Below are 19,990 nucleotides of genomic sequence, written 5' to 3'. Positions count from 1 at the left end.
GGGCAAACAGATTATCCATATCAGGTTGCTCCGCCGCAGGCCGGGGCTGCGGGATCACTATTCCAACGCCTGACAACCCATTGAAAACAGGAGGAAGATGTCGATGAATTCCTGGCTACGCGCCCTGCTCTATGTATTCGCCTTCCTGCTGCTGTTCGTCTGGGTGGGTCTCGGCCTGTTCGACGCCGAACGAGCCAGGGGCCCCATCGCCAACTGGCTCAGCCAGCAGACCGGGGTGCAAGTCACCATAGGCCGGCTGGTATTCAACCCACTCCATCCCTACACCCTGCTGGCGGAGCAGGTGCAGTACGGTGACGCGGTGAAGCTGGACAAGATCTACCTGGAGATAGACAGCATCGACTGGCTGAACCGGGATGTGCGCATCGCCCACCTGGATCTCATCCGCCCCCTCATCAGGCTGCCGCTCCCCAACCAGTTGCCGACCCTGCCGGTGCACTCCCTCACCATAGGGGACAGCAACATCGACAACCTCAGCCTGCAGAGCGACGGGCTCATCCTGCGCGGCCTGAGCGCCACCCTGAGCGACTGGGAGCTGATCGATCCCAGGCACCAGCCCCAGGCCAACCTGAGCCTCAGCATCAACCAGCTCGATAGCCCCAGCCTGACCCTGGCTCGCCTCAACCTGAAAGGGCGACTGGAAGGCCAGGTGCTGAGCACGGACAAGCTGACCACCAACCTGTTCGACGGCCTGCTGGAGACCGGCATGGTGCTGGACTGGCCCGCACGCAGCTTGCAGCTGCGCGGCCTCAAGGCCCGTGGCATGCGGGTCGAGCTGGACAGCCTCGACCAAGCCGAGTTCCCCCTGCGCCGGATCAGCCTGGATCGGGGCCAGTTCGACGAAACCAGCGTCAACGCCAACGCCCAGGAGCTCGCCCTCAACAACTTCAGCGGCCAGCTCACCGCCTTCGAGTGGCAGGCGGGCAGCCGACCGACCGGTTACCTCACCGGCTCTCTGGCCGATCTCGGTCGTGGCCTGTTCCAGCTGGAAGAGATCAAGGGGCGGCTCGCCTTCTCGCCAGAGCAGCTCGATGCGGAGCTGCAGGGCAAGGCTTTTGATGGGGAGTTCAACCTGGAGCTGGCGCTGGATCCCGATCTTCAGAAGCTGACCCTGAAGGAGATGACCCTGAGCGGCATGGACATCAGCCTGCCGGATGGGTGGTGGCAGGATTGGCAAGGCTGGCGCCCGCAGCAGATCGAGGTGCGCAAGCTGGCCTTCGATCGGCTCAAGGTGCTCTCCTTCGACGACAGCCTGCCCCTGTCGCTGACCGGCTGGCAGCTCTACCTGACCGATCTCAGCCTGCGCGGCGATCAGCCGGGCCCCCTGCTCGGCCGGGCCAGGGTGGAGAGCAAGTGGTTCGAGCTGGTGTGGGACGGTCTCTCCGCCCGCAACGGCGAGCTGGATGGCGAGCTGACGCCGAGCTCCTGGCAGCTCAACAAGCTGTCCAGCACCTTGCCCGACGAGGGGGCCATCGAGCTGAGCGGCCAGTGGGGCAAGGAGCCTGGCCAGAGCAGCCGCCTGCGACTGCAGGGCAAGCAACTGGATCTGGAGCAGTGGAGCAAGCTGCTGCGGGCCCCCATCTCGCTGGCGGGCAAGGTGGATCTCGATGTCGATCTGCAGGCAGATATGAGCAAGAAGCTGACCGACTGGCGCAGCACCCTGCAGGGCAGCCTGAGCCTGGATGCCAGGGATCCTTTCTGGGACAAGGTGAAGATAGATCCGCTGCTGGATGAGTGGTTCAAGGGCGCCACCCCGCCGACCCTGACGGCGGACGGCCTGTGGCAGGTGATGCAGCAGGGGGATACCCCCTTCTATCGCGTCAAGCTAAACGCCAAGGCCGAAAACGGCCTGGTCCAGATCGAACAGGCGGGCGCCTCCACCATCACCCACCTGCTGGCCCTGCAGGGAGGCGTCGATCTGGCCAACGGCCAGTGGCAGCTCGATCTCGGCGCCCTGAACGGGCAACGCTGCGCCGAGCTGCTGGCCCGCTGGCGCGGCCCGCTCGACGCCCCGACCCTGAGCTGGAGCTTCCCGGCCGAGGCCTCCTGCGGCTGGGAGGCCGGCGTACGCTACCCGGCCCAGGGCCGCAGCAGCCCGCTCTGGCGCCCACAGCCCAAACCAGCGACCCCAGACACCAACAAGGCCTCATGATGAGGCCTTGTCATTGAACCGACAGACGGTCGAGCCCCCTAGCCGCCCCGCTTGATGGGCAGCACCACGTACTGGCCGACGAACTCCACCGCCAGCTTGCGGCCGCTGAACAGCTGCACCCGCAGGCTGAACTTGGCCGACTCCCCGGTCTTGAGCGGCGCCAGCACGGCAGGCATCCCCTCCCGGGCGACCCTCGCCTCCGGCTCCTCGCTCACCGGTCTGTAGTATTTGATATTGCCCTCGGCCAGCACGGTATCGCCACCCAGCCCGGCCTCCTTGAGCTGCAACCAGATGAGCCCCCAGCCCGCCAGCACACACTGGCTGTAGATGCTGCCGGCAAACATGGTGTCGTGGACGTTGAGGTTGGCCGCCAGCTTGGCCTTGAGATGAAAGGTCTGGCCGTCGTAATGGGTGATGTGCACCCCCATCTTCTCGCTGATGGGGATGCCCCGCGACCAGCGGGTGGTGAGATCCTGACACCACTCCGGGCGATACTGGATGGTCTGCAGCGGGCTCAGGGACTTGATCATCTGGCGGTGGGTGATGCGGCCGAAGGAGACAGGTCCTTCCCCCACCTCGAGGAAACCGCAGCGGCGGTAGAACTCCACCGCCTCCTGGCGGGCGTTCATCACCAGCCGCTTCACCTTCTCGTCGCGGGCGAGCTGCTCGAGATCCTCCACCATGCGGGCCCCCAGCCCCTGACCCCGAAACTCGGGTTTCAGCGCCATGAAGCGGATCTGGGCCTCGTCACCACCGACGAACAGCCGGCCGACGGCGATGGGGGTACCGTCTTCGGCCAGCATCAGCCGATGAATGGCGACGGTATCGTATTCGTCCCGCTCGGAACCTATGGGCAGATTGAAAGGCTTGCGCAGCAGCTCCCAGCGCAGTTGGTAGTAGCTTTCCAGCTCGGCTGCCGTTTGGGGGGTGACCACCCGGTACATAGATACATCCTTGAGTTACACTGGTCGAAAACCATCTTGCCGTGCAAATTCATGGACTTCAATCCGCAAGCGTACCAAGCCGAACACTTATTGCACCTCAGCGCCAAGGCCGAGCGCCGGCTCTGCATCCTGGAAAACGCCGAGCACCGCTGGCTGGAGATGGACGGCGTGGTGCAATCGGCCATGTGCCTCAGTGAGCCGGACCGGCTCTGCCTGCCCCATCAACAACACATAGCCGCGCGGCTGCCAAGCCAGGCGAGCCGGATCCTGGAGCTGGGGCTGGGAGGGGGTGATCTCACCCGCCATCTGGGGGCACGCTGGCCCGAGGCTAGCCACGACTGCGTGGATCTGGATGCCGAGGTGCTGACCCTCTTCCAGGCCTTCTTTCAGGCGCCAGGGGCACCCTCTGCTCGGCCACCACGCCTGCATCACGCCGATGCGCTCCGTTTCCTGTTAGACAGCAGGGAGCACTACGATCTGGTGCTGCTCGATCTGTTCAGCCAGGACGGCAACCCCCGACTGCTGTTCCAGGCCCCGCTCTATCAGGCGCTGGCCCAGTGCCTGCGCGGCACCCTCATCATCAACCTGCTGCCACGCACCCGGCTGGAGCTGGAGCAGGCGCTGCGGCTGGCCGAGGAGTGGGTCGGCCCCACCCAGGCCTATCCGGTTCCCGGCTACCTCAACGTGATCCTTCACGCCACCCGTCAGGACGCCACCTAGACCTGCAGCCAGAAGGTCACTGGGCCGTCGTTGAGCAGCCGCACCTGCATGTCGGCGGCGAAGCGGCCGGTCTCGGTCGGCAGGCCGCTATTTCTCGCCTGGGCGACGAAATAGTCGTAGAGCCGCTCGGCATCGCTCGGGTGAGCGCCGCCGGAGAAGCCCGGCCTCATCCCCTTCTTGGTATCCGCCGCCAGGGTAAACTGGGACACCACCAGCAGGCTGCCGCCGGCCTGGGTCAGGCTGAGGTTCATCTTGCCGTCCGCATCGGAGAAGATCCGATAGCCGCTCACCTTGTGCAGCAGCTTGTCGGCCTTGGCCTCGTCATCCCCCTGCTCCACCCCGAGCAGTACCAGCAGACCGGCGTCGATGGCACCGGTCACCTCTCCCTCGACGGTCACGCTGGCCTCGGAGACCCGCTGAATCAATGCGATCACTCATCACTCCTTTGTCTTGTCAGAAAGAAACGACCGCCAAGAGGCGGCCGTTGATGTTAGCAACAAGGTGTGGGCTCAGCCCAGCTCCTCTGCACCCGGTTTCTCATATTCGCCGAGACAGGCGGTGGTCTCGGCCCCCAGCAACACCACCAACCAGCTCAGGTAGACCCAGACAAACAGGATAGGAATGGTCGCCAGCGCGCCATAGATGGCCTGATAGGAGGGGAAGTTGGTGATGTAGATGGTGAAGCCGCGCTTGGCCAGCTCGAACAGGCTCGCCGCCACCAGGGCGCCGATGAAGGCGTGGGTCAGCCGCACCTTGCAGTTGGGCACCACGGTATAGATCAGCAGGAAGCCGAACACGGAGAACAGGAACGGCAGACCCCGCAGCAGCCAGTAACCCACCCCGAACAGCGCCTCGCCCTGGAAGAACCGCAGCGAGATGATGTAGGAGGAGACGGCGATGCTGGCGCCGATGAGCACGGGCCCCAGGGTCAGGATCATCCAGTACATGGCGAAGGCCTGGGCCAGCGGCCGGCTCTGGGTCGAGCGCCAGATGTAGTTGAGGTTCTTGTCGATGGCCGAGATCAGCATCAGGGCGACCACGATCAGGGCGCCGATACCGACCGCCGTGGTGTTGGTGGCATTGGCCACAAAGCCGTCGATGTACTCCTTGAGCGCCTCCCCGGCGGTCGGCACGAAGTTGTGATAGACGAACTGCTCCATCGCCTGCTTCAGGGTCTGGAACACCGGGAAGGCCGACATCATGCCGAACACCACGGCGACCATGGGCACCAGGGAGAGCAGGGTTACATAGGCCAGGTAGCCGGCGGTGACGGTCAATCTGTCCTGCTGGAAACGACCCCAGACAAACTGGGCGAAGTGGGCGCCATCGTGGCGCAAGAAGGAGAGGGCGTGCCCGAGGCGGCTAGCGATTGTGTTCTGCATCGTGGTTCTCAGAGGCTTCATCATGCAGATATTGTGTCAGATGGCGTGGCCATTTGACCACCCGTGGCCGGATGGAGTTGGCCTATACCCCGCCAAACGGCCATAAAAAAAGAGGCCCGAAGGCCTCTCTCTGTCTGTCGATGCACAGATATCAAGCACGACCGGCGCGCTTGCGATCCATCTCGGTCAGCAGTTTCTTACGAATACGGACAGCCTTTGGAGTCACTTCAACCAACTCATCGTTGTCGATGAACTCGAGAGCCTGTTCCAGGGTCATGCGGATCGGCGGGGTCAACACCTGAGCTTCATCGGTACCGGAGGCACGCATGTTGGTCAGCTGCTTGCCCTTCAGGCAGTTTACAGTCAGATCGTTGGAGCGGGAGTGGATCCCGATCACCTGGCCTTCGTACACCTCGGTAGCATGACCGATAAACAGACGACCGCGGTCTTGCAGACCGAACAGGGCGAAAGTCAGGGCCTTACCGGTGGCGTTGGAGATCAGCACGCCATTCTGACGCTCACCGATGCTGCCACCCTTGTGCGGACCGTAATGGTCGAAGCTGTGATACAGCAGACCAGTACCGGAAGTCATGGTCAGGAACTCGGTCTGGAAACCGATCAGGCCACGGCTCGGGATCATGAAGTCAAGACGGACGCGGCCCTTGCCATCCGGAGTCATGTTGGTCATCTCACCCTTACGCAGGCCGAGTTGCTCCATGACTGAACCCTGGTTCGCCTCTTCCACATCGACAGTGACTGTCTCATACGGTTCGTGAAGCACGCCATCGATGGTGCGCAGGATAACTTCCGGACGGGATACCGCCAGTTCGTAGCCTTCGCGACGCATGTTTTCGATCAGGATGGACAGGTGCAGTTCACCACGACCGGATACACGGAACTTGTCCTGGTCATCAGTGTCTTCCACACGCAGGGCCACGTTGTGAACCAGCTCCTGGTCCAGACGCTCACGGATGTTGCGCGAGGTAACGAACTTGCCTTCTTTACCGGCAAACGGTGAGGTGTTGACCTGGAAGGTCATGTTCACGGTCGGCTCATCAACGGACAGAGCCGGCAAGGCTTCAACTGCGTTGTTATCACAGATGGTGTCGGAGATTTTCAACTCACCCAGACCGGTGATGGCGATGATGTCGCCCGCTTGCGCGCTTGCCACTTCAGTACGAGCCAGGCCCAAGTAACCCAGTACCTGACCAACCTTGCCAGTGCGAGTCTTGCCATCAGCACCGACAACGGTGACCTGCTGGTTGCTCTTGACGCGACCACGGCTGATGCGGCCGATACCGATAACACCCACATAGGAGTTGTAATCGATCTGGGAGATCTGCATCTGGAAGCCGCCATCAGGATCGGCATTCGGTGCTTTCACGTTATCAACGATGGCCTGGAACAGGGGTTCCATGCTGTCGGACTCGACGTTCTGATCCATGGAGGCCCAGCCGTTCAGAGCAGAGGCGTAGACAACTTTGAAATCCAGCTGGTCATCGGTGGCACCCAGGTTGTCAAACAGGTCAAAAACCTGATCCATAACCCAATCAGGACGGGCGCCCGGACGGTCAACCTTGTTGATGACCACGATCGGCTTCAGACCCTTAGCGAAGGCTTTCTGAGTTACAAAGCGGGTTTGCGGCATCGGGCCGTCAACGGCGTCGACCAGCAGCAGCACGGAGTCAACCATAGACAGAACCCGCTCAACCTCACCACCGAAGTCAGCGTGACCCGGGGTATCGACGATGTTGATGCGGTAGTCATTCCAGCGGATCGCAGTGTTCTTGGCGAGAATGGTAATACCACGTTCCTTTTCCAGGTCGTTGGAATCCATCAGACGCTCTTGACCATCAGTGGTACGGTCCAGGGTTCCAGACTGCTGCAGCAGCTTATCAACCAGGGTAGTTTTGCCGTGGTCTACGTGCGCAATAATCGCAATATTGCGTAAATTCTCTAACATTCTCGCCTCAATCACCGGGTAAAATTGGGCGCTAATTGTACTCTCGCCTTTGTGATCTGCCTAGCATAATTGCAGTGCATTCGCGCACAACAGGGGATCAGGATCATAGACCCCATGCTGAAAGCCTGCTTAGATGGGGGCTGATCGTGCTGGCGCACCACGATGGTGCACCAAAACGATCCAAGGTTGCACCACTTTGAAGCGCGACCCTGTACGAGAGCTGGTATCCCGACAGCCTGAAACGGTGCAAATGCCCTGAAATCAAGCTGTCACAAACTTGGCACGATACTGGCTTATGTGAATGTGACGACGCATTCACCCAAAGAGTTTTAACACCGGAGGTTACTTAGCATGTCAGCCCAGAACGTTTTGGCCCTGATCCAGGAACACGAAGTCAAGTTTGTTGACCTGCGCTTTACCGACACCAAGGGTAAAGAGCAGCACGTATCCATCCCTTCCCACCAGGTCAACGAAGAGTTCTTCGAAGACGGCAAGATGTTCGATGGCTCCTCCATCGGCGGCTGGAAGGGCATCAACGAGTCTGACATGGTGCTGATGCCTGATGCGGCCTCCGCCAAGCTGGATCCGTTCACCGAAGAGACCACGCTGAACATCGTCTGTGACGTGCTGGAACCGGCAACCATGCAAGGTTATGACCGCGACCCGCGCTCCATCTCCAAGCGTGCTGAAGATTTCCTGAAAGCCAGCGGCATCGCTGACACCGTGCTGTTCGGGCCGGAGCCGGAATTCTTCATGTTCGACAACATCACCTTCTCCAACACCATGGGCCACAGCTTCGTGAAGATCGAATCCGAAGAAGCTGCCTGGAACTCGGGTACCGAGTACGAGCACGGCAACAAGGGTCACCGTCCCTTCGTCAAGGGTGGTTACTTCCCGGTTGCACCGGTTGACTCCTCCCAGGACATCCGCGCCGCCATGTGTCTGGTGCTGGAAGAGATGGGTCAGGTTGTCGAGGCGCACCACCACGAGGTGGCTACCGCCGGTCAGAACGAGATCGCCACTCGCTTCAACACCCTCACCCTGAAGGCCGATGAAGTACAGGTTCTGAAGTACGTGATCCACAACGTGGCCCACGCCTACAACAAGACCGTCACCTTCATGCCGAAACCCATGTTCGGTGACAACGGCTCCGGCATGCACTGCCACCAGTCCCTGGCCAAGAACGGCGTCAACCTGTTCGCCGGCGACCTGTACGGCGGTCTGTCCGAGATGGCGCTGCACTACATCGGCGGCATCATCAAGCACGCCAAGGCCATCAACGCCTTCGCCAACCCGACCACCAACTCCTACAAGCGTCTGGTTCCGGGTTACGAAGCGCCGGTCATGCTGGCTTACTCTGCCCGTAACCGTTCCGCCTCCATCCGTATCCCTGTGGTGCCGAGCCCGAAAGCCCGCCGCATCGAGGTGCGCTTCCCGGATCCGGCTGCCAACCCGTACCTGGCCTTCGCAGCCCAGCTGATGGCCGGTCTGGACGGTATCATCAACAAGATCCATCCGGGCGATGCCATGGACAAGAACTTGTATGACCTGCCGCCGGAAGAAGCCGCAGAAGTGCCGACCGTTGCCGGCTCCCTGGACGAAGCCCTGGCCGCACTGGACACCGACCGCGAGTTCCTGACCCGTGGTGGCGTGTTCAGCGATGACTTCATCAACTCCTACCTGGAGCTGAAGCAGCACGATGTGGATCGCGTACGCATGACTCCGCACCCGCTGGAGTTCGAGCTGTACTACTCCGTCTAAGCCGACACGCTTGTTTTATCGTGAAAAAAACCCGCCAGATGGCGGGTTTTTTGTCTGATCGGTCGAGTCACAGCGCCATGGATCCGGCCATCAGCCCGGCACCCATGTCATCCCATCGGCTTATCTTATCCCCATGGGTCCGACAATCGGTCTGAGCGTTTTTTCTCTGATAGGATTAAACAGGACACCGTCAAGGAGAGATGGATGAAAAATTTACACCCGATATGGATGCTGGGCCTGTTGCTGCTGATGCCCTGCGCCGCGCAGGCCGCCACAGTCTATTCCTGGGTCGATGCCAATGGCGTGACCCACTACACCGATGCCCCTCCCCCCGGCAAACGGGCCAAGGAGCTGGATCTGCGGGTCTCCCCCCTCATCGGCACGGCCCCCCACTCGGTTCAGGTCGACAACTTCAATAGCCTGACCGGTGTCGATGCCAAGAAGGCGCAGGAAGCCAGCCCACTGGCGATCGCGCTGCTCTCTCCCGAACCGGGCAGCACCCTGCGTGACAACACCGGCAACGTGGTGTTTCAGGCCGAGGTCAGCCCCCATGTCCCGGTACAATACGATGTCCGCCTCACCCTGAACGGCAAGGCGGCCCCCCTCGTTCATAACAGCCTGGCCATCCGGGTCGAAAACCTCGATCGCGGTGCCCACGAGGTACGGCTCGAGCTGCTCGCCAAAGACGGTACGATCCTTGCTAAATCTAAACCAGCCACCTTTTACCTGCACAGAACGACGGTAGATCCAGCTCCCAAACCCACCCCCAAGGCCGATTAGGGGTGATGTGATGCACCGATGCGGGTAAACTCAATGCACCATATCGGTGCATTATTGGTGTGCAGCACCGTTTTAGGGAGAAACCTGTGCCAACCCGCTCGGATCATGCCAAGACCCTCTTGGACAACCTGTTGACTGCCGTCATCCTGATGGATGAACGGCTCTGCATTCAATTCGTCAACCCGGCGGCCGAACAACTGCTCTCCCTCAGCGAGCGGCGACTGATCGGGATCGAACTGCCCCACCTGCTGGAGCACATCTCCCTCGATCTGCAACGGTTCAAGCAGTGCCTCATTTCGGGGCAGGGCTTCACCGACAGCGAAGTCACCCTGGTGGTGGAAGGGGAACCCAGGCTGGTCGAGATCAGCGTGAGCCCCATGGCCGACCACGAGCAGCGGCTGATGGTGGTGGAACTGCGCAAGATCGATCAGCAGAAGAAGATCAGCCAGGAGCTGCAGCAACATGCCCAGCAACAGGCGGCCAAGGAGTTGGTGCGCGGCCTGGCCCACGAGATCAAGAACCCGCTGGGTGGCCTGCGCGGCGCGGCCCAGCTGCTGCAAAAGGAGCTGCCGGATCCGGCCCTGCGCGAATACACCGGCATCATCATAGAGCAGGCCGATCGGCTGCGGGTGCTGGTCGATCGCCTGCTCGGCCCCCAGCGCCCCGGCCGGCACCAGATGCACAATGTGCACTCTGTGCTGGAGCAGGTGCGCCGCCTGGTGGATCTGGAACTGCCGCCCCAGATCCGCATCGAGCGGGACTACGACCCCAGCATTCCGGAGTTCGAGATGGAGCCGGATCAGATGCAGCAGGCCTTCCTCAACATGGTGCGCAATGCCGCCGAGGCGCTGGGGGAGCAGGCCGGGTTCATCCGCATCAAGACCCGTACCGCCTTTCAGGTCACCATCCACGGCCAGCGCTACCGGCTGGCGGCCGAGATCAAGATCATCGACAACGGCCCCGGCATCCCCGATGCCATCCGCGACACCCTGTTCTACCCCATGATCACCGGCAAGGAGGGTGGCACCGGCCTCGGCCTCTCCATCGCCCAGAACCTGATCGATCAACACAAAGGCCGCATCGACTGCATCAGCTGGCCAGGTCACACCGAATTCACCATCTATCTACCGCTTCGCAAATAAGGGAACCTCATGACAGCAAAAGTGTGGATCGTCGATGACGACAGCTCCATCCGGTGGGTCCTGGAGCGCACCCTTGGCAGCGAAGGCTTCGAATGCGAGAGCTTTGCCGATGGCGAAGCCCTGCTGAGCTCGCTGGAGATGCGCTCGCCGGACGTGATCCTGTCCGATATCCGCATGCCGGGCATCGACGGGCTCAGCCTGCTGGAGCAGATCCACCGCCGCCAGGCCGATCTGCCCATCATCATCATGACCGCCCACTCTGACCTCGACAGCGCGGTCAACGCCTACCAGCGCGGCGCCTTCGAATACCTGCCCAAGCCGTTCGACATCGAGGAGGCGGTGACCCTGGTGCGGCGCGCCGAGAACCATCTGAAGGAGCAGCGTACCAAGCGCAAGGCACGCCAGCAGGAGCCAGGCAACAGCCCCGAGATCATCGGTGAGGCGCCGGCCATGCAGGAGGTGTTCCGCGCCATCGGCCGGCTCTCCCGCTCCAGCATCTCTGTGCTGATCAACGGCCAGAGCGGCACCGGCAAGGAGCTGGTCGCCCACGCCCTGCACAAGCACAGCCCGCGCGCCCACAAGAACTTCATCGCCCTCAACATGGCGGCGATCCCGAAAGATCTCATCGAATCCGAGCTGTTCGGCCACGAGAAGGGGGCCTTCACCGGTGCCAACAACATCCGTCACGGCCGCTTCGAGCAGGCCGACGGCGGCACCCTGTTTCTCGACGAGATCGGCGACATGCCGCTGGACGTACAGACCCGGCTGCTGCGGGTGCTGGCCGATGGCCAGTTCTACCGGGTCGGCGGCCATCAACCGGTACAGGTGGACGTGCGGATCATTGCGGCGACGCACCAGAACCTGGAGAAACGGGTCGCCGATGGCGAGTTTCGGGAGGATCTGTTCCACCGCCTCAACGTCATCCGCATCCACATCCCGGCCCTCAAGGAGCGGCGCGAGGACATCCCCCAGCTGGCCCATCACTTCCTGCTGCGCGCCGCCAAGGAGCTCAATGTGGAGGCCAAGAGCCTGCACCCGGATACCCAGGCCTATGTCAGTCGCCTGCCCTGGCCGGGCAACGTGCGCCAGCTGGAGAACGTCTGCCGCTGGCTGACGGTGATGGCCTCGGGTCAGGAGGTGCTGGTGAGCGATCTGCCGCCCGAGCTGCTGACCCCCATCACCAGCACGGCGGAGCCGGGCCAACCCGCCTCGTCCGGTGGCTGGCAGCAGCAACTGCAGGATTGGGTGGCCAGTAAGCTGGCGCTGGGGGAGACCGACATCCTGGCCGACGCCCTGCCCCAGTTCGAGCGCATCATGCTGGAGACGGCGCTGGAGCACACTCGCGGCCACAAGCAGGAGGCCGCCCGCCTGTTGGGCTGGGGTCGCAACACCCTGACTCGCAAGCTGAAGGAGCTCGACATTCCCTGATGCCCGAGGAAAAACGATTCCCATCACGCCTTGACGAATCGCCGACCGATAAGACCCCGTTTGCTTGCAAACGGGGTATCTTTTTTAGGAGCCCTGCCTAGAATGGCAGGCTTTCCAACCCGACTCGCAGAAGGCGCCTCCATGATTGACAGATCCCTCCCCCTGACCGACCTGCACCGCCATCTGGATGGCAACATCCGCCCGCAGACCATTCTCGAGCTGGGTCGCCTGCACAACATCCGGTTGCCCGCAGACGAGCTGGAGGCGCTGCGCCCCCACGTGCAGATCGTCGAGAACGAGCCGAGCCTGGTCGCCTTCCTGAAGAAGCTGGACTGGGGCGTGGCCGTGCTGGCCGACTACGATGCCTGTCGCCGGGTCGCCTATGAAAACGTGGAAGATCTGCTGTGCGCCAGCATCGACTATGCCGAACTGCGTTTCAGCCCCGCCTACATGGCGATGGCCCACAAGCTGCATCCGCAGGGGGTGGTGGAGGCCATCATCGACGGCGTCGCCGCCGGCAGCCGCGACTTCGGCATCAAGACCAATCTCATCGGCATCATGAGCCGCACCTTCGGCACCGCACAGTGTCACGCCGAGCTGGAGGCCTGTTTGGCCCAGCGTGACCACCTGGTCGCCATCGATCTGGCCGGTGACGAGCTGGGCTTCCCCGGCGAGCTGTTCATCGATCACTTCCGCAAGGTGCGCGACGCGGGCATGAGAGTCACTGTGCACGCCGGTGAGGCGGCAGGGCCCGAGAGCATGTGGCAGGCCATCCGTGAACTCGGCGCCGAGCGCATCGGTCACGGCGTAAAGGCCATCCAGGATCCGCGCCTGATGGCCTATCTGGCGGAGCATCGCATCGGCATCGAGTCCTGCCTCACCTCGAACCTGCAGACCACTACGGTGGCTAGCCTCGCCGATCACCCAGTCCGCCAGTTCCTGGCCGCCGGCGTGCTGGCCTGCCTCAACACCGACGATCCCGCGGTGGAAGGCATAGATCTGCCCCACGAATACGAGGTGGCCGCCCCGGCCGCCGGCATGACGGCGAGCGAGATCCGCACTGCCCAGCAAAATGGCCTCACCCTGGCCTTCCTGAGCGATGGCGAGAAGACCGAACTGAGCGCCCGCGCCGCCCAGCGCTGAGACTCATGCCTTAGCGCCCAATAAAAAAACCGCCGAGGGGCGGTTTTTTTATGTTCCAGGCACACAACCGAGTCAGATCACCCGAGAGAACTGCTGCTGGCGCGCCTTGTTGCGCAGGTAGACATCGAAGCACATGCAGATGTTGCGGATCAGCAGCTGGCCGGTAGAAACCACCTCCAGACCCTCTTCGGTTCTGCGCACCAGACCGTCGTCGACGAAGGTCTGCAACAGCTTGAGGTCTTCCGCGAAGTACTCCTTGAACACCAGGCCATGGGCCTGCTCGACGGCGGCGAAGTTCAGGGAGAAGTCGCAGATGAGGCGCTTGATCACCTCGCGGCGGATCAGGTCGTCCCGATTGAGGGAGCAGCCCTTCCACTGGGCATGACCCAGTTCTTCCACCTGAGCGTAATAGGCCTTGAGCTCTTTCTGGTTCTGGGAGTAGGCATCGCCGATCATGCTGATGGAGGAAACCCCCAGCCCCAGCAGATCGCAATCCCCCTGGGTGGTGTAGCCCTGGAAGTTGCGGTGCAGATTGCCCTCGCGCTGCGCCACCGCCAGCTCATCATCGGGCTTGGCGAAGTGATCCATGCCGATGAACTGGTAGCCTTGGCCGGTGAGGAAGGCAATGGTGTCCTGCAGCATCGCCAGTTTCTCCCGAGGCGCGGGCATGTCCTCTTCCTTCAGCTTGTGCTGGGCGGCGAACCGGCTCGGCAGATGGGCGTAGTTGAAGATGGAGAGACGGGCCGGATCCGTCTTGAGCACTTCCTCCAGGGTGTGGTGGAAGCTGTCGCGGTTCTGGTGCGGCAGGCCGTAGATGAGATCGAGGTTGGTGGAGCGGAACCCCAGCTCGCGGGCACGCTCCAGCATGGCGCGGATGAAGTCGTTGTCCTGCTCGCGGTTGACCGCAACCTGGACCGCCTTGTTGAAGTCCTGCACGCCGAGGCTGATGCGGTTGAAACCCAGCTCCCGCAGCACATTCAGCATGTCGATCGCGATCTCGCGCGGATCCACCTCTATGCTGATCTCGCCCTCGTCCGCGAACCGGAAGTGTTCGCGCAACATGGCCATCAGGCGACGGGTCTGGGCTTCATCCAGATAGGTGGGCGTGCCGCCGCCCCAGTGCAGCTGGGTCACCAGCCGGTGCTTGAACAGCGGCGCCTGGGCCTTGATCTCCTGCTCGAGGAAATCGAGGTACTGATCGGCCTTGTGTTGGTGACGGGTGATCACCTTGTTGCAGCCGCAGTAGTAACAAAGCTTGTGGCAGAAAGGGATGTGCACGTAGAGCGACAGGTTGCGCGCCGGATACTGCTCGGCGGCATGAACGAAGTCCGGATAACCGAAGCGCTCGTTGAACTCCAGCGCGGTGGGATAGGAGGTGTAACGCGGACCGCTGTAGTTGTATTTCTCGATCAGGGCCTGGTCCCACACAATCTGGTCTGCTTGCACGCTTGCTTCCTCTTTCTTCTTGTTATCACCGAATCAACTGAAAGTCCTTCAGTCGCGCCACATCCTTGAGGATCTGCGCTTCCAGCTCGGCCTCGTAGCCACTGCGCTCGAGATCCATCCTCATCACTTCGTTGCGCTTGAGCGCCCGCCGCGCCTCGTGAGTCGGCATCTCCTTCACCTTCTCATAGAGGTCGTACAGGCCGGGAAACTCGCTGGCAAAGGCGCGCCCGCCCTGGATCTGCAAGGCATCCAGCAGATTGGTCAGCCGGATGGCCCCCTCGGAATAGTCACACTGACCATCCCGCACCGCATGGGCGATGACCCTGACGCTGTCGAGGATACGTTCATTGCGGGCCGCGATGGCACGCAGCTGCATGTCGCGCTGGCGCTTGAGGCGGGCCAGCAGGGTACCGGCGTAGACTGCCAGCCCCAGCAAGATCAGGCCACCCAACAGGGCGGCCAGCATCCATCCACTCATCACTTTTTCTTCGGCTCTGGCTTGGGTTCAGGCTGATAGTCGACCTTGCTGAAGCGATCCCACAGCTCCTCTTCGGAGGCAGGCTGGCTCGGCTCGTCATACTCTTCGTCAAAGGAGCCATCGTCGTCTTCGTCTTCATCGGTGTCGATGATGCCGAGTTCATCCATCAGCTCCTGATAACGATCCACGCGCTGGTCGACCCAGGCCTGCTCGGCCGCGTCCAGGGTCTCGCCGGTATCCAACCGATCCAGCAGGTCGTTCAGGCGATCATCGTTCTCGATGGCGGCAAGTTCCTGCTCCGGCGTCATCAGCAGCGCCTTCTCTTTCAGCGGCTTGGATGAAACCGGTTTGGTTTTCTTCTCTTCCACGATCAGCGCGACCGGTTTGCGAGAACCGATGCGTGGATCCTTGGCCTGCTTGCCACTACCGCTCTTGTTGGACTGCTCTGCCTGCTGGCGGGAGCCTGCCTTCAAGCCCTTGCGCTTGGCAGCGCGTTTGCGCTCACGGCCTTCTATGGCACTGGCATCTGATTCTTTGCGCTTGCCGGTAGGCTTGCGGGTGGGTTGTTTGGCCGACATGAATGACTCCGAGAAATATCTGGATTGAAGCCCGCGCCCGGGAGGATCTCGTCCGGGGAGGATGCTGAGGCGGGGAACAGTAAATCTGGAACAAGAGTGGGATCCCGCACCAATTCGGCCATATTTGGCCGCTGAACACCGCAGGATCGGCATCCTCTGGGCATGTTGCTGGTATTTTGACACAGAATGGCTGGGCGGGTTAATGACTCAACAGAAAAAAGGCAGCCGAAGCTGCCTTGATATGCTTATGCGAGTCCCATTCCCTGGCTGCGAATCGCCTTTTCCCTTGGCGTACCTCTGCGCATCATATCTTGGGGTCTTCCTGACCCTTGTTGGTCAATCCTGAATGTGCGTGTGCTTGCCTGACCCGTCCCGATGACGTCCTGCCATCCATCCGGGGTGGTTGCCTCCCGCAGCCCCGCTCGTCCCGAGCGGTCACCATCCTGGTCTTTCAATCCGTTGCTCATCACTTGCGCCGAGCCGACTCCCTGTCTCGCCTTCCCGAACCTGAATCCGCTCGCTGGGCCACTCCATGTACCCACTGTAGCAACTTGGCAAAAAGGCTCAATCCACTCAGAATGTTTTCAAACGAACATAAATCTTCAATTTTAATTCAACATATTGAAAATTATCGTTTCTATAATGAAAGCCATGACTAGTTTCAGCCCGGACCAGGCTTGGAAATGGGAGATCTCTTACAACAATGCAGGCCATTTAGAGTAAATGGTTTTAAAGGTCAAAAATAAACGGGAAACCAATGGTTCCCCGTTCTTTTCAATAAGATAAACCGCAGGTGCTATCAGTGCAGACCGGCCACGTATTTGGACAGCGCCTCGATATCCTGATCCGTCAGCTTCTTGGCCACGTCCCGCATCATGCCGTTCGGATCGTTCTCACGGGCCGCCGCACGGAAAGCGGTAAGCTGGGCCTTGATGTAGGCGGGATGCTGGCCTGACAGGCTGGGATACTTGGCCTGCTCGACACCGGAGCCACGCGGTCCGTGGCAAGCGGTGCAGGCCGCCAGACCACGACTCATGTCTCCTCCCATGTAGAGCGCCTTGCCTGCCGCGACCACGTCATCCGGCACCGCGACCGGGGTGACCTTCTGGGTGGCATAGTAGGCGGCCAGGTCGTCCATATCCTGATCGGACAGGGGCAACGCCATGGGTCCCATGATAGGTGCAACCCGGCCAGTTTGGCCAGAAGCAGCAGCCTTCAGTTCAACTAATTGTTTTTTGATATATGATGCGTGCTGACCAGCAATCTTGGGATACATATCGACTGGGCTGTTACCGTCCGGTCCATGACAAGCCGCACACACGGCAGCCTTGGTTTGTCCCGCAGCGGCATCGCCCTTGGCTTGTGCCATCCCCGTTACGCCAACCATCAGAGCAAGAGTAATGACTAGGTTCTTCATGGCGTTCCAACTTCTCGTTATTAGGCTTCCAGATCCCATGCCGCTGAAGGCATGTTAAAATAAACGCGTTTAAGCGACGCTATTTTACACGATTTCACATAAAAGTAACTCTATAACCCTCTATCTCTATGGGGAATTTACGTTGGATACACAAACTCTGAATTTCAATAAGGTGCATTTTGTGACCAGCGCACCCGACATCCGCCACCTGCCAAATGATGGGGGTGTCGAGATTGCGTTTGCCGGCCGTTCCAACGCCGGTAAGTCATCTGCATTGAATACCTTAACCAAACACAAGAACCTGGCACGGACCAGTAAGACCCCGGGCCGTACCCAGCTGATCAACCTGTTCGAGCTGGAACCGGGCAAGCGTCTGGTCGACCTGCCTGGCTATGGTTATGCCCAGGTACCGCTGGAAATGAAGCTCAAGTGGCAAAAGTCGCTGGCAGAATACCTGCAGCGCCGCGAGTCCTTGAAAGGGCTGGTGATCCTGATGGATATCCGCCACCCGCTCAAAGAAACTGACATGAACATGCTGGAGTGGAGCTCACACCGTGAGCTGCCGGTCATACTGCTGCTGACCAAGGCCGACAAGTTGAGCCCGGGTCCCCGTAACAATCAGGTGATCAAGGTACGCCAGGCCGTGGCCGAACTGGGTCCGCAGATCCAGGTCGAGGCTTTCTCTTCCCTCAACAACATAGGCGTCGAGAAGCTGGCTCAAACCCTGAGCGGCTGGTATCTGTCCAATGCCGAGATCGCTCCGGTAGACATCGACGAAGACCACCAGATCGAGGAGTAAGTTACTCCTCATCTTGCTGCAATGAGCGGAGTTGGCCCTCCGCTGATTGATTGAAAGACTTTCAAGCCACCCCTCGCAGATCCCTCCTCACCCCGACAACGGTCACCCCGATCGACCATAAACAACAAGTCATTTAATATCAGATAGATAATGAGTTTGACCGCCTAGAGAATTAACTTTCAATCGCCTTGATAGCGTTTTCATTATTTCAGCGAAAGAGATCATGCCGAAGGCACTTCAAGAACGAAAATGAAAATTTATTACAACAATGAAAGGGGAAGGGACAAAAATGAGGCCAGTCCCGCTATCTGCGGTCTGGCCTGAAGCAATGAGTTCAAAAAATTGGGAAAAAGCTAATTCTCGAGAACAAAGACGATTGGTTTTCCTCAAGAAACATCTCATTCTAGCAAAAAATCGATCAAATTAAAGCATTTACTCTAAACTGGGTGCATAAAAAAACACCCCGACGATAACTCATCGGGGCTGCTATTCAGCCACATTCAATTACGTGAAATAAAAGGTCTGAAAGATAGAACATCTTACCTCTGTACCCTACGTCGAGAACTGTACAGCAAAGCAGCAAAAAGTGAAAGTAATTTATGTAATTTAGTTTCATAAAAAACGTATAAGAAAATTCACTTTATTTTTCATATAGATAAAAAAATCCCCAGTACGAATACCGGGGAGTTATAAAGGTGACTAGCTAGCACTTCCTCAACTATCTAGTTAGTCAGCGCCATTTCACTCAAGTTCCGCTGTATTGAAAAAAAACTTGAAAATCTTGCAGAAAAAACGAGAATCTACACATAAGGCATTGTTATTTAGCAACTTTTATTTCATCCACTGCATGTTTTAATACCATGCAAATAATACCAACGCGGGTGATAGCCACCTTTCCCACCAATGGTGACCGATGCCGCCATCGGAAAAGCGCCCAACTGCTGGGCCGGAAAATCCACATGCCGCTCATCGAACCCCAGCCTCATCCCTCGAGACACCGAACCTGACTCACAGTATCCCCAGGTTACGCTTCAGCTCTCTCAATACCTGCTTGGTCCCCGGCCGGATGCCTCGCCACACGGTGAACGCCTCGGCCGCCTGCTCCACCAGCATGCCCAGTCCATCCATGGTGTGCAGGGCGCCATGTTGCTTGGCCCAGTGAATGAAGGCGGTATCCGCCGCACCGTACATCATGTCGTAGATGGCGACACCGCCGTGGATCATGGCCGGCGGCAAGGGGGGGAGGTCCCCCTGCAGGCTGGCGGAGGTGGAGTTTATGATGAGATCGAACGAACCTCTCAGCTGCTCATAGGCCTGGGCCATCACCGCCCCCAGATCCTGGAATTCGGCGGCCAGCTGCTCGGCCTTGGCGTGGGTTCGGTTGGCGATCACCAGCTCGCTCGGTCGCTCGGCCAGCAGGGGCGCCAGCGCCCCTCGGGCGGCACCACCCGCCCCGAGCAGCAAGATCCGGCTACCGGCTAGATTCACCCCATGGGCCTTGAGATCCGCCACCAGGCCGGCACCATCGGTATTGTCCCCGAGCAGCACCCCGTCATCGGTCAGCTTGATGGTGTTGACCGCCCCGGCCCGCTGGGCCCGTGGGCTCAGTCGAGCGACCAGGGAGAATGCCTGCTCCTTGAAGGGCACTGTCACGTTGCAACCCTTGCCCCCCTCGGCGAAGAAGGTCTGCAGGCTGGCCGCAAAGTCATCGACTGCGGGCTCGGCCAGGCCATATTCCAGCGCCTGCTGGGTCTGCCTGGCAAACAGGGTGTGGATGAAGGGAGACTTGCTGTGGCGCACCGGGTGGCCAAAAACCAGATAACGATCCATCAAATATAT

The 19,990-nt window shown here is 60.2% G+C and carries 17 protein-coding genes; 8 read left to right on the top strand and 9 right to left on the bottom strand.

The window, feature by feature from the left end:
* Window positions 1-103: 103 nt before the first annotated feature.
* The gene (locus AACW18_RS00390) at window positions 104-2,170 is read left to right on the top strand and encodes an AsmA-like C-terminal region-containing protein (RefSeq protein ID WP_218389841.1); all 2,067 of its coding nucleotides are present in this window, start codon (window positions 104-106) and stop codon (window positions 2,168-2,170) included.
* 38 nt (window positions 2,171-2,208) lie between these two features.
* On the opposite strand, the gene AACW18_RS00385 is transcribed toward AACW18_RS00390, so the two are convergent.
* A complete protein-coding gene (locus AACW18_RS00385) occupies window positions 2,209-3,114 on the bottom strand; it encodes a bifunctional GNAT family N-acetyltransferase/hotdog fold thioesterase (RefSeq protein ID WP_218389840.1) in 906 nt (301 codons plus the stop codon).
* A 51-nt stretch (window positions 3,115-3,165) separates the two neighbouring features.
* Between AACW18_RS00385 and AACW18_RS00380 the strand changes: the two genes are divergently transcribed.
* Window positions 3,166-3,834 (top strand): spermidine synthase, encoded by a 669-nt coding sequence (locus AACW18_RS00380; RefSeq protein WP_218389857.1) that lies wholly within the window; start codon window positions 3,166-3,168, stop codon window positions 3,832-3,834.
* Here AACW18_RS00380 and dtd read toward each other — a convergent pair.
* From dtd to typA, 3 genes are all read right to left on the bottom strand, one after another.
* Entirely contained in the window at window positions 3,831-4,268 is a 438-nt protein-coding gene (gene dtd / locus AACW18_RS00375; RefSeq protein WP_218389839.1) for a D-aminoacyl-tRNA deacylase, read from the bottom strand. The two genes, AACW18_RS00380 and dtd, sit on opposite strands and share 4 nt — an antisense overlap.
* A gap of 75 nt (window positions 4,269-4,343) precedes the next feature.
* Complete coding sequence (locus AACW18_RS00370; RefSeq protein WP_042652896.1) at window positions 4,344-5,216, bottom strand: virulence factor BrkB family protein; 873 nt, start codon at window positions 5,214-5,216, stop codon at window positions 4,344-4,346.
* Window positions 5,217-5,367: 151 nt separating this feature from the next.
* Entirely contained in the window at window positions 5,368-7,179 is a 1,812-nt protein-coding gene (gene typA / locus AACW18_RS00365) for a translational GTPase TypA (protein ID WP_042652897.1), read from the bottom strand.
* A gap of 351 nt (window positions 7,180-7,530) precedes the next feature.
* On the opposite strand from typA, the gene glnA reads away from it, so the two are divergent.
* From glnA to add, 5 genes are all read left to right on the top strand, one after another.
* Entirely contained in the window at window positions 7,531-8,940 is a 1,410-nt protein-coding gene (gene glnA / locus AACW18_RS00360) for a glutamate--ammonia ligase (protein WP_042652898.1), read from the top strand.
* Window positions 8,941-9,144: 204 nt separating this feature from the next.
* Window positions 9,145-9,720, top strand: a complete 576-nt coding sequence (locus AACW18_RS00355; protein ID WP_218389838.1) for a DUF4124 domain-containing protein — start codon at window positions 9,145-9,147, stop codon at window positions 9,718-9,720.
* Window positions 9,721-9,806: 86 nt separating this feature from the next.
* Window positions 9,807-10,862, top strand: coding sequence for a nitrogen regulation protein NR(II) (gene glnL, locus AACW18_RS00350; protein ID WP_218292519.1), 1,056 nt, complete (start codon window positions 9,807-9,809; stop codon window positions 10,860-10,862).
* A gap of 9 nt (window positions 10,863-10,871) precedes the next feature.
* Window positions 10,872-12,290, top strand: coding sequence for a nitrogen regulation protein NR(I) (gene glnG, locus AACW18_RS00345; RefSeq protein ID WP_218389837.1), 1,419 nt, complete (start codon window positions 10,872-10,874; stop codon window positions 12,288-12,290).
* Window positions 12,291-12,431: 141 nt separating this feature from the next.
* Complete coding sequence (add, locus tag AACW18_RS00340) at window positions 12,432-13,433, top strand: adenosine deaminase (protein WP_218389836.1); 1,002 nt, start codon at window positions 12,432-12,434, stop codon at window positions 13,431-13,433.
* Between the two features lie 72 nt (window positions 13,434-13,505).
* Here add and hemN read toward each other — a convergent pair whose 3' ends face one another.
* The 4 genes from hemN to AACW18_RS00320 all read right to left on the bottom strand — a co-directional run bounded on the left by hemN (window position 13,506) and on the right by AACW18_RS00320 (window position 17,352).
* Window positions 13,506-14,879: an oxygen-independent coproporphyrinogen III oxidase gene (hemN, locus tag AACW18_RS00335; RefSeq protein WP_218389835.1), complete on the bottom strand. Its 1,374-nt coding sequence runs from the start codon at window positions 14,877-14,879 to the stop codon at window positions 13,506-13,508.
* Window positions 14,880-14,904: 25 nt separating this feature from the next.
* Window positions 14,905-15,345 (bottom strand): DUF2489 domain-containing protein, encoded by a 441-nt coding sequence (locus AACW18_RS00330; protein WP_218389856.1) that lies wholly within the window; start codon window positions 15,343-15,345, stop codon window positions 14,905-14,907.
* Between the two features lie 11 nt (window positions 15,346-15,356).
* Complete coding sequence (gene yihI, locus AACW18_RS00325) at window positions 15,357-15,935, bottom strand: Der GTPase-activating protein YihI (RefSeq protein WP_218329906.1); 579 nt, start codon at window positions 15,933-15,935, stop codon at window positions 15,357-15,359.
* 799 nt (window positions 15,936-16,734) lie between these two features.
* Window positions 16,735-17,352, bottom strand: a complete 618-nt coding sequence (locus tag AACW18_RS00320; RefSeq protein ID WP_218292516.1) for a c-type cytochrome — start codon at window positions 17,350-17,352, stop codon at window positions 16,735-16,737.
* A gap of 142 nt (window positions 17,353-17,494) precedes the next feature.
* Here AACW18_RS00320 and yihA point away from each other — a divergent pair, with 142 nt between their 5' ends.
* On the top strand, window positions 17,495-18,151 hold the full coding sequence (gene yihA / locus AACW18_RS00315) for a ribosome biogenesis GTP-binding protein YihA/YsxC (protein WP_042652907.1): 657 nt from the start codon (window positions 17,495-17,497) through the stop codon (window positions 18,149-18,151).
* A 1,008-nt stretch (window positions 18,152-19,159) separates the two neighbouring features.
* Here the strand turns inward: yihA and aroE are convergent.
* Window positions 19,160-19,981, bottom strand: a complete 822-nt coding sequence (aroE, locus tag AACW18_RS00310) for a shikimate dehydrogenase (protein WP_218389834.1) — start codon at window positions 19,979-19,981, stop codon at window positions 19,160-19,162.
* Window positions 19,982-19,990 lie beyond the last annotated feature (9 nt).

It is taken from the genome of Aeromonas sp. sia0103, from assembly GCF_963895295.1.
In the GTDB taxonomy this organism is placed as follows: Bacteria; Pseudomonadota; Gammaproteobacteria; order Enterobacterales; family Aeromonadaceae; genus Aeromonas; species Aeromonas encheleia.
This window is presented reverse-complemented; position numbering and strand designations above follow the sequence as displayed.

What these genes read in the sequence shown, in the direction of transcription:
- AACW18_RS00390 (WP_218389841.1), top strand. Translation starts at nt 104, where the DNA reads ATGAATTCCTGGCTACGCGCCCTGCTCTATGTATTCGCCTTCCTGCTG.
- AACW18_RS00385 (WP_218389840.1), bottom strand. Translation starts at nt 3,114, where the DNA reads ATGTACCGGGTGGTCACCCCCCAAACGGCAGCCGAGCTGGAAAGCTAC.
- AACW18_RS00380 (WP_218389857.1), top strand. Translation starts at nt 3,166, where the DNA reads ATGGACTTCAATCCGCAAGCGTACCAAGCCGAACACTTATTGCACCTC.
- AACW18_RS00370 (WP_042652896.1), bottom strand. Translation starts at nt 5,216, where the DNA reads ATGCAGAACACAATCGCTAGCCGCCTCGGGCACGCCCTCTCCTTCTTG.
- typA (WP_042652897.1), bottom strand. Translation starts at nt 7,179, where the DNA reads ATGTTAGAGAATTTACGCAATATTGCGATTATTGCGCACGTAGACCAC.
- glnA (WP_042652898.1), top strand. Translation starts at nt 7,531, where the DNA reads ATGTCAGCCCAGAACGTTTTGGCCCTGATCCAGGAACACGAAGTCAAG.
- AACW18_RS00355 (WP_218389838.1), top strand. Translation starts at nt 9,145, where the DNA reads ATGAAAAATTTACACCCGATATGGATGCTGGGCCTGTTGCTGCTGATG.
- glnG (WP_218389837.1), top strand. Translation starts at nt 10,872, where the DNA reads ATGACAGCAAAAGTGTGGATCGTCGATGACGACAGCTCCATCCGGTGG.
- add (WP_218389836.1), top strand. Translation starts at nt 12,432, where the DNA reads ATGATTGACAGATCCCTCCCCCTGACCGACCTGCACCGCCATCTGGAT.
- AACW18_RS00330 (WP_218389856.1), bottom strand. Translation starts at nt 15,345, where the DNA reads ATGCTGGCCGCCCTGTTGGGTGGCCTGATCTTGCTGGGGCTGGCAGTC.
- yihI (WP_218329906.1), bottom strand. Translation starts at nt 15,935, where the DNA reads ATGTCGGCCAAACAACCCACCCGCAAGCCTACCGGCAAGCGCAAAGAA.
- AACW18_RS00320 (WP_218292516.1), bottom strand. Translation starts at nt 17,352, where the DNA reads ATGAAGAACCTAGTCATTACTCTTGCTCTGATGGTTGGCGTAACGGGG.
- aroE (WP_218389834.1), bottom strand. Translation starts at nt 19,981, where the DNA reads ATGGATCGTTATCTGGTTTTTGGCCACCCGGTGCGCCACAGCAAGTCT.